The 13,070-nt window shown below is 35.1% G+C and carries 9 protein-coding genes; 3 read left to right on the top strand and 6 right to left on the bottom strand.

Features of this window, described 5'->3' with window-relative positions:
- The first annotated feature begins 4 nt into the window (after positions 1 to 4).
- Positions 5 to 2,812, top strand: coding sequence for a M16 family metallopeptidase (locus tag BUE10_RS19055; protein WP_083598178.1), 2,808 nt, complete (start codon positions 5 to 7; stop codon positions 2,810 to 2,812).
- A 289-nt stretch (positions 2,813 to 3,101) separates the two neighbouring features.
- On the opposite strand, the gene BUE10_RS19050 is transcribed toward BUE10_RS19055, so the two are convergent.
- Positions 3,102 to 3,506, bottom strand: a complete 405-nt coding sequence (locus tag BUE10_RS19050; RefSeq protein ID WP_073487690.1) for a response regulator — start codon at positions 3,504 to 3,506, stop codon at positions 3,102 to 3,104.
- Between the two features lie 482 nt (positions 3,507 to 3,988).
- Here BUE10_RS19050 and BUE10_RS19045 point away from each other — a divergent pair, with 482 nt between their 5' ends.
- Positions 3,989 to 4,207, top strand: a complete 219-nt coding sequence (locus BUE10_RS19045) for a hypothetical protein (RefSeq protein ID WP_073487689.1) — start codon at positions 3,989 to 3,991, stop codon at positions 4,205 to 4,207.
- Between the two features lie 172 nt (positions 4,208 to 4,379).
- Here the strand turns inward: BUE10_RS19045 and BUE10_RS19040 are convergent, their stop codons facing one another.
- Positions 4,380 to 4,805 carry a response regulator gene (locus BUE10_RS19040; RefSeq protein ID WP_073487687.1) on the bottom strand — a complete coding sequence of 142 codons (426 nt, stop codon included), beginning with the start codon at positions 4,803 to 4,805 and terminating at the stop codon, positions 4,380 to 4,382.
- Positions 4,806 to 5,297: 492 nt separating this feature from the next.
- On the opposite strand from BUE10_RS19040, the gene BUE10_RS19035 reads away from it, so the two are divergent.
- Positions 5,298 to 6,314 carry a chemotaxis protein CheB gene (locus BUE10_RS19035; protein WP_073487685.1) on the top strand — a complete coding sequence of 339 codons (1,017 nt, stop codon included), beginning with the start codon at positions 5,298 to 5,300 and terminating at the stop codon, positions 6,312 to 6,314.
- A gap of 275 nt (positions 6,315 to 6,589) precedes the next feature.
- Here BUE10_RS19035 and BUE10_RS19030 read toward each other — a convergent pair whose 3' ends face one another.
- The 4 genes from BUE10_RS19030 to BUE10_RS19015 all read right to left on the bottom strand — a co-directional run bounded on the left by BUE10_RS19030 (position 6,590) and on the right by BUE10_RS19015 (position 13,029).
- Positions 6,590 to 7,954, bottom strand: a complete 1,365-nt coding sequence (locus BUE10_RS19030) for an MATE family efflux transporter (protein ID WP_234984772.1) — start codon at positions 7,952 to 7,954, stop codon at positions 6,590 to 6,592.
- Between the two features lie 267 nt (positions 7,955 to 8,221).
- Entirely contained in the window at positions 8,222 to 10,024 is a 1,803-nt protein-coding gene (locus tag BUE10_RS19025) for an IucA/IucC family protein (protein WP_073487681.1), read from the bottom strand.
- A gap of 10 nt (positions 10,025 to 10,034) precedes the next feature.
- Positions 10,035 to 10,631: a GNAT family N-acetyltransferase gene (locus BUE10_RS19020; protein ID WP_073487679.1), complete on the bottom strand. Its 597-nt coding sequence runs from the start codon at positions 10,629 to 10,631 to the stop codon at positions 10,035 to 10,037.
- Between the two features lie 10 nt (positions 10,632 to 10,641).
- Entirely contained in the window at positions 10,642 to 13,029 is a 2,388-nt protein-coding gene (locus BUE10_RS19015) for a GNAT family N-acetyltransferase (RefSeq protein WP_073487677.1), read from the bottom strand.
- Positions 13,030 to 13,070 lie beyond the last annotated feature (41 nt).

Genomic DNA, 13,070 nt, shown 5'->3' with positions numbered 1-13,070 from the left:
AAACATGTATAATACACACAAAAAGCAAATCATAAACGCGATGCTGATTTTATCTTGTCACGTTATGTTTTCTCAGTTCAAAACTACCATTGCTTTAGATAAAAATGTTACTACAGGCAAACTTAAAAATGGATTAACGTATTACATTCTCCATAACGAGGAGCCAAAGGACAGGGCGAGTTTTTATTTTGTTCAAAATGTGGGAGCCATATTAGAAGAAGACAACCAAAATGGACTTGCTCATTTTCTCGAACATATGGCCTTTAACGGAACAGAACATTTTAAAGGTAAAGGAATCATTAAAATGCTGGAAAAAAATGGAGTGAGTTTTGGAAAAGACATCAACGCCTATACCGCCCAGGATGAAACCGTTTATAATATCAGTGGTGTTCCGGTAAACAATGAAAAACTCATTGATTCTACACTTTGGGTATTGCACGATTGGTCTGGCTCTCTTTCGCTTAACAACGAAGAAATTGATGCCGAAAGAGGTGTCATCACGGAAGAATGGAGAACAAGAAGAACCAGCGGTTTTCGTTTAAAAAACCAAACGGACCAAATCTTATACAAAGGATCAAAATACAGTAAACGAGATGTTATTGGTGATTTGAATATCATTAATAATTTCAAATATCCAGAACTTAGAAACTACTATAAAAAATGGTACAGACCTGATTTACAGGCCGTAATTATAGTGGGAGATATTGACGTTAAAGCTATGGAGGAAAGGGTTAAAACCATATTCTCGAATATACCTTTGGTAAAAAAAGCAACGCCGCGCAAGTACTACGATATCCCTAAACATGATGAATTGTATTTTGGAACTGCAAGCGATAAAGAAGCCGTAAATACACAAATCACATTACAATATGTGCTCGATGAGCCAATGGTTAAAGATTCAGCCCTTACCCGAAAAAATGTAATGAACTCTTTTTATACCAGTATACTTAACAGCCGTCTAAAAGAACTATTGTTGAAAAATCAAAAATCAAGCCTGAATCTAAAAGCTTATTTTGAGCCGATTTCAAGATTAAACACCTCTTTCAACCTCTCGGCTACAGCTCAAAAAGACCGGCTGTTAGAGTCTTTTGAAGAGGTCTATACCGAAGCGGAACGTTTGAAAAGATACGGTGCAGTTCCGGCAGAATTAGACCGTATTAAAAAAGATTTTATAAGTTCTTATGATGACTTTCTTAAAAATAAAGACAAGGTAGACAGCGATAGCTGGGCCGATAAACTAACGGGGTACTTTTTAAAGGCAAAACCTTTTCTTAGCCCTGAGGATGATTATAATCTTGTAGTGGGAATTATAAAAAAATTATCATTAGAAGAATTAAACAACTACCTAAAAACCATACAACAAAACACTAATCAGGTAGTTTTAGTTACGGGTTCTGACAAAGAAAAAAATGAGTTCCCTACAAAACAAGCCGTTATCGATGTGATGAAAAAGGTAGAAACGATGCCTTTAGCCCCTTATAAAAAAGAGGTCAATAACGATCCTTTAATACAAAAAGAGCTAAAGCCAGTTAAAATTAAAGAAAATTTCAACGTCCCTGAGCTAGCCGATGCAAAAGGATATATACTGGAGAATGGAGCTAAAATAATCATTCTTCCAACAAATTATTCTCCAGATCAGGTCCTTTTTACCGCTTTTGGCAAAGGAGGTAAATCTTTAGTAAAACAGGAAGATTTAGCTTCTGCCGAAATTGCAACTACCCTAGCAAGATCTTCCGGACTTAGTAATTTTGATTCAACCGCTTTAAAGGAAAAACTAACTGGCAAAGTAGCAAAAGTAAGTCCCTATATTACAGAGAACACCCAAGGATTCCAGGGAAGTTCAAATGGACAAGATTTGGAGACCATGCTACAATTGCTTTACCTTTCTTTTGAAGCGCCCCGTTTTGATGTTAATATCTATGATATCCTAAAAACACAATATAAAAATCGTTTGGAAAACCTCAAAGAGGATAACGATAATGCATTTAACGATACTGTAGCTCTGGCTAATTCAAATCACAACCCTCGTACCTTTATTTTTAATGAAAAATTCCTTGAGAATATCAATTTACAAAAAGCAGAAAAAATCTACAGAGACCGCATTAGAAATGCTGCCAATTTCACTTTTGTTTTTGTTGGAAACATCCCAGAGTCTGCTCTTGGATTAATACAAAAATACATTGGAAATATCCCATCTGATCTTACGGCTACCTCATCCTTTACAGATCATAACCTCGAGCCTGCAGAAGGCAAAACTGTGGTTCATTTTCAACGTAAAATGCAGACTCCTAAAAGTACCGCTTATCTGCATTTAACAGGAAAGATGGAATACAGCGAAGAAAATGCTATCGGAATGTATATCATAGGGGAGCTGTTATCAAAACGTTTTCTGCAGACCATTCGTGAAGAAGAAGGGGGAAGTTATGGTGTGAGCGTTAAGGGCAGCCTGCAGGTAATTCCTAAACCTCGCTATGACCTTACACTTAGTTTTGACTGTAATCCGGAAAAACAGCAGAAATTAATGCAGATTGTCTATAAAGAACTTGGTGATCTTAAATCAAAACCAGTCATTGCCAGTGACCTGGAGGACATTAAAAAAGCCATTCTAAAAAACAGGGAAGAATCAATCAAGACCAATTCTTATTGGGGAAGTATCATCTATAACATCAGTATCAATGCAATACCCAATATGCAGGACGCTGATTATAAAAATTTAATTTCAAAAATTAATCAAAAAACTATTCAGCAATTGAGCAAACATGTTTTGGATAGTTCTAGCAGCGTTGAAGTAATTATGGATCCGAAGCAATAACGGGCAATAATTATTTTAATTTTATTTTTATTTTATTAGTCATTAAAGGTTGTCAATTTCCTGACAGCCTTTTCTGGTTTAAGCCTGCCAAAAACCTTAAGCACCACTTAATCAAACAAATAACCCTGAAAATTACCTTGATTTCTCCTTAAGGAGGTTCATTAAATGAATGAATAGTAGTTTAACTTAAAAAATAAAAATTCTCTCCTATTTATTTCAAAAATAAAGCTTTTTTTGAAAATAAGAATGCCAGAGCCAGCGGGGAATTAGAAGCAATAGTTTTAAGTTGTTATATTTTTTTTTCAGGCTTTTCAGATATAATTATCTTTTGCAGGGAATTAAAAAGCTTTCTAAAATTCGCACGCTTCTTCAAAAACTGCACTCTCTTGAATTTGGTCACTGCTTCCTGTAGCATATGTCCTGAATTTCGAGAATAAAGTACAATTGGAATTCTTTTTAGACCTTTAATATCTCTAAGTAATTTAAGAAATCCAGTTCCATCAAGATCTAGCATGTTATAATCCAAGAAAATTATATCGGGTGATAATTTTGAATTCTTAAGCTTTTTTAGAGCTTCAAGTGCACTACTTTCTACTGATGATCTAATTTTATGATTAATTGCATTGACTACTAATACAAAAGTCTCTGCATCATCGTTAATATCGTTGACTAATAATATATTTTTGTATTTCATTCCCAAACTAAATTTTACAGCAAAAAAATTCTAATTTAAGCCAGTTATTGTCTTTAAATTCTGTGCAATTTTATTACAAAATAAAACTATATCAAAGAGCAATAATGCTAATTTGTAACAACTCTGAAAAACTTTGTAATAACTTACGGTCTATATTTTTAATTGATAAATACCCTAGCCCCGATAGCAGTGAAATCCTTTTGTGCCGGGGTTTGGCACAAAAGATTGGAACGTATTGCGGGAAGATCTCCAAAAAGACAGCATTATTATGATCACTCAAAATTAAATTCTGGTAACAATTCTTAATACTTGACTAATTTGATTTCAGCGATAATTACCCCATCAAAAAATATTGCTCAGCTCTAAATTATATAACAAAAAAGCGCAATAATGCTCTAATTTTGCAGGCTCAAATTCAGCAGTAAAACAGCGCAAAACAGTAATCATCTTTGTACCTATGTCTGTTGTAGAGATGATTAAAAATGAAGAAGTTTGAAATTAAAAACACCCATCAGGATAAATGGCTGGTCATACATAACGAGGTTCCAAAATTTACCTGCCAGTTTGAGGATAAAAGATTTCATTATGATAGGACTATTACAGGACTTTCTAATCCTGAAGGTGATCCTAAAGAACTGCAGCTATTGCAGAGAATGGAAAAATGGCTCAGGGAGTATCATAAGGAAAAAATAAACGGATAACAGCAGGATGACACTAATTTCAATTGGCATGTCAGGAAAATATTTAAAATTATTTAAGTAATAATCAATACGTATTCTGCAATTAACTTGAGAAAAACTGCCCCTTATAACATAAAGTGAATCAGGAAGCACCTCAGATAAGCTTTTCCAGCTAGTAAATCCCTTAAACTGGCTATTTTACGTAATTGGGCGAAACACAATTCTGCCAGTATTCCACTATGTTTTTTATCATGGCTGTCATTTGATTAAAATCAGATGGCTTTACAAAAAAACCCTGAACCGATTTGGAATATGCATCGATGACATGTTGCTGTTCAGCAACTGTCGAAAAAAACAAATACGGAATTGATTTCATTCTCAAATCCTCATTTTCATGAACTTTTGCCCGAAGCTCTATTCCATTGAGTTTTGGCATATTGATATCTGAGAATATAATAAAAGGCTCGATGGTAGTCTCAGTAAGGTATTCAAGTGCCTGCTCGCCATCACCGAAAAAAATAATTTCATTAGGATACTCAAGCCTTCTAAAAACCTCTCCCAATACTTCCTGATCATCCTGGTCATCTTCTATAATTATAATCGGCCCGCTTTTATTCATAAGTCTTATTTAATAAGTGTTAGCGGACAAGGTAAATAAATAAACCCACACTGTGAAGTTCTTGATCTCAAAGATACATTAATGCTGCTCTAGGTTCAATAAAACTTAAACAACCCTACAACTATAAAAGCTGCATAAAAAGAAAGATACTTTAAAACAAAAGCCAATATACGGGATTTTAAAATTTTAACTATAAAGAAAACTAATTAGTACCGCACCATTTTTAAAAACTCAACAGGACAATTAAAATTCAAATCTTTTACTGATTGAGCAAAAAAATATCTATCATCTCGATCATCATCTGTCAATAAAATTCTTATATCTGTACTTTTCATTATTTTAGAACTATTTAAACCGAAAGTACAATTAAATCTGTCATAACAGCATCAAATTATATTTATATAGAAAGAATCTTTACAGTTATTGCACAAATTTAATATCCCATCCTGTATATTTCCAATATGTTGAAACTTATTTGCTTACATTTATAAGATGAAACCAGTTCCAGAAGAAAATAATTATATTGTTGTCGTAGGTACATCAGCAGGAGGCATGAAAGCCCTGACAAATTTGGTGGAACAACTTCCAAAAGATTTTCCCGCACCAATATTGATAGTTCAGCATATCTCTGCTGATGCAACAGGAGATGCACTCCTTACTTCACTGAATAAAATTGGAAAACTCAAATGTATCCATGCCAAGCAAGGAAATCGTATTGAATCCGGTTATATTTATTTTGCTCCTTCCGATCATCATCTTATGGTTGAAAATGATGGTTCTCTTTTAGTAACCAAGGGTGCCCAGGAAAATCGTTCACGTCCTGCAATAGACCCTTTGTTCAGATCAGCAGCAGCTTCTTTTGGAAACAGGACTATCGGAATTCTTCTAACCGGATATCTTGATGATGGTACAGCTGGTCTTATTACCATTCAAAGGTGCGCAGGCATCAGCATAATCCAGGATCCCGCAGATGCAGATTATCCTGACATGCCTACAAATGCACTGAATCAAATGACGCCGGACTTTTGCGTACCAATAGCAGAGATGGGCGGTATTCTTTCCACTCTCATGATAAGAAAACCCAAGAAAAAGCCTGCAGTTCCACAAGACATTATAAAGGAAGTCAAAATTGCACAACGTGTTTTGAGCGACCTGCCTTCTGTCAATTCATTGGGGGAACAAGTTCCTTTTAACTGTCCTGGGTGTGGAGGTGTATTGTGGAAAATGAACAAAGGCCCCGGACTTAGATATCGCTGTCATACAGGTCATGCTTACACCGCCGCTTCTTTGTTAGCAGAACAGACCGAGAAAATCGAAGAAACCATGTGGACTGCCTTAAGAATGTTTGAAGAAAGAAAAAATCTGCTCACCACGATAGCAAATGATCAAAAAGGAAGCGTAGCTGCCTCTGCAAAGGAAAGAGCCGCAATGTCACAGGTACATATTGACAGAATAAGAACTATTTTATTAGCTGACGACAAATCAAGTATAAGTGATTCTCCTGTATAGTTTTTTGTTTTTAAATGATATAATCAAAATAATAGTAAATAATTTTAATAACTTTGCATCAACCGCTGGGTTAATGTGTTCTCGAAAAAATGATATAGCAGTTACAAAATGCCATTTTCACTTGAAATATTGGATAAAAGTTTACTTGTTTTTAGTTTGTAATATTTTGAACAGATTTGTACTTTCTTTGTACCTTATAATCTGCAACCCTCAGTAATCACTAGCTTGTTAATTTCTGCATCGGAAAATAAAATACAAAGTTAAATCTTCAATTTTTAAACTAAAATCCTCTTCCATCGCCCTCTCCTATACACAATTACGCTCAAAATCGTAATCAATGTTTCGGCAGTTGGAATTGCGATAAAAACGCCTGTTGGTCCCATTTCATAATAATAAACCAAAAGATACGCAAACGGAACCTGAAAAATCCAGAATCCTAAAATGTTGATCCAGGTTGGTGTCCAGGTATCTCCTGCTCCATTGAAAGTATTGTTTAAAACCATTCCGAGACCGTAGAAAATAAAACCAACGCTCATAATCTGCAATGCGTTTACAGCGATTCTGATAATAACTGGATCATTCGTAAAAAAGGAAATCAAAAAATGTGCGCTGAAAAAGCAAACCAACATAATGGTTCCCATAAAAATCATATTGTATTTGGCGGTTTTGTAAACAGCTTTTTCTGCCCTTCCAATTTCATCCGCTCCCAGATTTTGTCCAACCAAAGTAGCAACGGCATTACTTAATCCCCAAGCCGGAAGAATGAAAAACATCATAATTCGAATTGCCGTTTGATAACCTGATGACGCATAATCTCCGCCCGTTACAGCAACCAGATTAGCAAGGAAAATCCAGCTGCAAGAAGCAATTACATATTGCAAAACTCCGGGAGTTGCTAGTTTTATTATGCCCTGAATTAATTTATAATTCGGAAGGAAATAATTCCATTTGATTTTTAAAATTCCCTGTCCGTAAAAAAGGAAATAACATTGGTATAAAACACCTATTCCTCTTCCGATGGTTGTTGCAATCGCTGCCCCAGTAACACCCATTGCGGGAATAAACCAAAATCCGTTAATGAGAATCGGACATAAAATAATATTCGAAATATTAGCAATCCATAGACTTTTCATGGCAATTATCGCATTTCCTGCGCCTCTGAAAATTCCGTTAATCAGGAAAATCAACATCACAAAAACACTTCCTGCCATCATGATTTTGGTATAATTTACGCCATAAACTACAGCAGATGCCGAAGCGCCCATTAACATGAGAATGTCTTTTGCAAAAATAAATCCTCCTAAACTTATAAAAACATTAATAGCAATCGCAATTATAATGGCTTGTACACCAGATTCTGCGGCTTTTTGGGTTTCTTTTTCACCAATACGTCTCGCGACAATTGCCGTTGTTGCAATACTGATTCCGATGGCAATCGAGTAAATAATCGCAAAAACAGATTCGGTTAAACCAACAACCTGAATGGCATAATTGCTTTCTTTTAAATGCCCGACGAAATACAAATCGACCAAAGCAAAAACGGATTCCATTGCCATTTCTAAAACCATTGGAATGGATAGAATCAGGATTCCTTTTCTGATACTTCCTTTGGTGAAATCAAATGATTCTGCATATTGCATTATTTTATTTAAACGCTTGAACATAGTTTTTTTTATTGCCACAAAGGCGCTAGGGCGCAAAGTTTTATTTTTAATCTTTGTGATGGTTTAATCGCACGAAGTTTCGAAGATGCAGCGTTTTTTTAGCGCAATCTTGTCATTTCGACGAAGGAGAAATCTTCGCGAGAAGCTCTACAAAAATTGGACTTTAGCTGCGGAGTTACTTGCGGAGATTTCTCCTTCGTCGAAATGACAAAAAAAACTTTGCGACTTTGCGAGAAATGACTTTTATAAAGTTGGAACTGACTTTAGCTTTTGACTAAACGCTGCAACAGGATTTGTTAGTTTTCCAACAAATTGAAGACTGTCTATAGGATCTGCTAAATCTAGCATTTGTTTGTTGTTTCGTAATTGCAGTCGGTTCAGGCAGCACGAATCAAATTCAGGAACAAACAAATTGTATTTTTTAAATTGTTCCTGCAAATGCGGATGAGCTGATTGATAATCCTGAATACAATCGGCAACGGCAGACCAGAAATCTTCTTCGGGAAGTGTTTGGGTTTCGGATAAAATGGCGGAAAGAAAACGGAAATAAAACTGAAAAACATCATTAAAAATGCATAGAATTTTCAGCGGTTCTTTCATGTCAATATGAATGCGTTTTACTTTTTCGGGCAATGGAATTTCTCCATTAAAAACCATCACTTCCTCTGTTATATCTTTCATAATTGCTTTTACCGGAATATGATTTTCTAACACTAAAATAAGGTTTTCGCCATGTGGCATAAAAACCATTTCATGCTCATAAAAACAATGCAATAATGGCGAAAGATAAGCGTCTAAATAATGGCTGATCCATACTTTTGCAGTGATTCCTGATTTTTTAATTAATTCAGAAACAAAAGCATTTCCGGATTGGTCAACGTGTAATAAAGCTGCCATTGTCATGATATGTTGTCCTTTCGATAATTTAGGAATCGGGCTTTCGCGCCATAATGTGGCTAACATTTTATTATGCGGAATACTTCTTCCTAAAGGTTCGTACAAGAAATTGCGATATCCAATTGTTGCGACTTCTCCCAAAAGTGTAAAGCCTTTTTGCTGTAAATACGAATCATTTTCAACCAAGTCTGCAACCCATTTTGTAATGGCGGGTGTGCTTTCCATATAATAAGGAGAAAGTCCGCGCATGAATCCCATATTGATTACAGAAAGTGCCGTTTTTGCATAAAATTTTTCTGGTGATGAAGTATTAAAAAAAGTACGAATCGATTGTTGTGCCGAATATTCATCATCGCCATAACCTAAACAAACTAAATTCTTTTCGGCAATATCTGGCGCAAAAATTAAAGCCAGTTTATTGAACCATTGCCACGGATGTACGGGAAAGAAATAATAATCATCAATATTCAAATCTTGAGATTTTAATATATTTTCGAATGCAGAAATATTTTCAACAGATAATTCCTGCTGCAATACTTTTTGATAATCTAATGTTTCAATTGCGTTAAAAGTCGCTTTGCTCCTATGTCCTGCTATCCATAATAATTTTACGGGTGCATTGGCTTCTGGAGAAAAAGTGGCAAAATCATCAATATTAAAACCATTTTTACCGCTGTTGGCCACAAAACACGGATGTCCTTCGGTCATGGCGTGTTCGATGATTTGGTAATCAAGTGCTAATAAATCTTTCGACGAATATTTCTCGTTTGCGATTTTATAGGCTGTACTATATAATGTACTTGTAATTTCTTCGAGATATGTCGGTAATAAACTTTCGCTGATTCCTAAAACATCTTTGAATTCAATAATAAATTCTAGTAAACGCAAAGGCGATTTTTTTCCGTCGATTGTCTTTTGTATAGAATCTACAGCAATTGACCAATGATTTAAGGCTAAAATTGTGGCTTCAAAAGTATATTCGGCTTTTTTATCGGGCGAAGAAATACTGTATGAATTTGAAACTTTTTTTATCGGAACAATCAATAATTCGTGTGCAAATTCACTTAAGGTTTTCTTTAGTAAAATGGCATTCGCTTTGTCCCAATTCTCCTTCGTTAAGTGCTGTATATTTTGGGTTGGTGTTTTCATTTGTTTCAAATTAAACCTGTTGTAATGCCTTGTAATAATCTTCGCGTGTGCAAAATTCCAGATGCGCTTGTTTGTGCGGCAAATCGAGAACACGCTGAAAAATAAATCCGGCCCTTTTATTCAGTAAATGAATTTTATGATTTCTTGCGTCGGGCTCAACCACAATACGCTGGCTTTTGGCATCACTAAAGATAAAATCAAGGATTACGGTAAAAATATTCCATGTAAAATTCGGAATTGGTTTTTCTGAAGGTGCAACTAAAATATGCATGCCTTTATCCCCTTTTTCAGCTTCGTAATACTTGCCAACAATATCATCTTTCGGATCATAGCATTCTAATAAAAAAGCAACATTGTTATTGAATTTTCCAATATAAACCTGCGCTTTTTCCTGAATATTATAGTAGGTATTTTTTACTTCTTCTACAGAAAATCCATTCATTTCCCAATAAACGGCGTAATCACGGTTTACCCAATTGTGAATCAACGGAATATCTAATTCCATATCAAGCGGGCGCAGCTCAAAAACCCCTAAACCGGGAATTGTTTTTACAAAAACAACGTCGTTTGCAACATCGTTTTCAGGATGAGTTATTATACTATTCATCTTTAAGGAATTAAGCTATTATTTTTTTATATGGAGCAATTGGATTTTGCAGTTTCCCCTGAAATTGTAACAACGCCACAGGATCATCAAGATCGATCATGGTTTTGTTATTGTTCAATTGCAAACGGTTCAGACAAGACAGCTGAAATTCATTGGCAAACAAATCATATTGTTCGAATTTAGCTTCCAGATGTGGGTTTTGTTCCTGATAATCAGAGATACATTCTGCCACTAATTCCCAATAACGATCTTCAGAATAATTATCACTCGAAACTAAAATAGCGGACATGAAACGGAAAAATCCATCAAAAACATCAATAAAAATCGAAAGTAATTTTACGTCTTCCGGAACTTCAGCATAAATTCTGTCAATGTTTTTAGGAACTACAACATCAGGATTTAGGATCACGGCTTCTTCGGTGATATCTTTCATGAAAGAACGAACCGGAACATGATTTTCTAACCCTAAAATAAGGTTTTCTCCATGCGGCATAAAAACCAAATCGTATTGGTAAAAACAATGTAATAACGGGCTCAAATAAACCTTGAAATATTCGGCAAGCCAATTGTCTATTGATAATGAAGATGCTTTTATAATTTCAGATAATAACGAATTTCCGTCTTTATCTAAATGTAAAAATGCCGCCATTGTCATTAATTGTTCGTCATTTTTAAGTTTTGCTACAGGACTTTCTCTCCATAATGAAGCAATCATTTTATTGTACGGATTGTGTTTTCCGAAGCTTTCAAAATAAGGATTAATGTAACTTACAGAAGCAACTTCGCCCAACATTCCGAAACCTACTTTCTGCAGATATTGATCGCCGCTTAATAATTGATCCAGCCATTCTGCCATTTCTGGCGCTGTGCCTAAATAAAAAACCGGTAAACCACGCATAAATCCCATATTCAGAATCGAAAGCGATGTTTTGGTATATAATTTTTTAGGATTACTTAAGTTGAATAAGGTTCTGATGGATTGCTGTGCCTGATATAAATCTGGGCCGTAACCTACACAAATCAGTTTTTGTTTGGCAATTTCCGGCGAAAACAAATTGGCAAGTTTATTAAACCATTGCCACGGATGCACGGGAATAAAGAAATAATCGTTTGGATTTTGTCCTTTTTCTGAAATTGTGGCATTGAATTTTGCGATAGTTTCTGCTCCTAATTCTTGCTGAATTAACGTGTCGTAATCCAGTTTTTGAGTTCCGGCATAAACGGTTCTGTCGCGATGTCCGGCAAGCCATAAAATCCTGAACGGATTTCCGGCTTCGGGCGCGTAGGCTTTGTAATCCATGCTGTTGTAACCAATTCTTCCGTTATTGGCAACAAAACCCGGATGACCTTCCATCATGGCTTGTTCTATGGTTTGAAAATCAGAATTGGCAAGCGACTTTGAAGTCGAATTTTCTTTTAATAATTTGTAACAGCTTCCGTAAAGTGTACTTATAATTTCTTCCAGATAAGAAGGAATTAATTGTTCTGAAATTCCTAAACTGGTTTTGAATTCCTGAATAAAATCTACAGCATCTAAAGGAAGTAATTCTTCATTTTTATATTTTGAAATCGAATTCAACTGAATATTCAAATGATTCATCGCAAGTAATTCTGCTTTAAAAATATATTTAACCGAATTATCATCAGAAAACAGCGAATATGTATTTCCAGTTTCTAAAATTGGTTCAATTAAAAGTTCATGCGAGAACTCACAAATGGCCTTTTTTACCAGTAAGCGATTGGCTTTTTCCCAAACTTCGGGCTGAATATGTATGATAGCTTTTTCTGGAAATTCTAATTGATTTTCGTTATTCATTTCGGTATAATTGAGGTTAAATGAATCTATTTTTTTGATGAATTGCTCTCTTGTACAAAAGGCCAATAATGCAGTTTTATGCGGTAAAATGACTGCATCAGCATCTTCGAAGCCTACGCGATGGCAGATATCAAACATTTTTTTGTTGCGAATGTCAGGTTCAACCAATATTCTTTCGATGGTAAGATCTCTGAATATAAATTTCATAATGCTCGAAAAAATATGCCATGTAAACTGATGCACAGGTTTTGTTGACGGCGCAACTATAATGTGAATACCGCAATCGTAATCCTGAACGGTATAATAGTTCCCGATAATATCATGTTTTGGATTGTAACGTTCTAATAAAAACGAAATTTCTCCATTTACAAGTCCGATAAAAACATCTGAATCCTGAGTTATTTTTTCATATTCTAAACGGACTTCTTCGAGATTTTTTCCCTGCATACCCCAGTATTGTGCATAATCACGATTAACCCAATCATGAATTATTACAGCGTCTGTCGACAATTGCAGCGGACGAAAATCTATCACTCCAAAATCCGGAATTGTTGTTGAATAAATAGGTTTATATGTGCTCATTTGATTTTAGATTTTAGATTGTTGATTTTAGATTATTAGAT

Source organism: Flavobacterium sp. CF108, from assembly GCF_900129795.1.
Lineage (GTDB): Bacteria > Bacteroidota > Bacteroidia > Flavobacteriales > Flavobacteriaceae > Flavobacterium.
The sequence above is the reverse complement of the archived record's forward strand: the minus strand, read 5'-3'. Positions and strand labels throughout refer to the sequence as shown.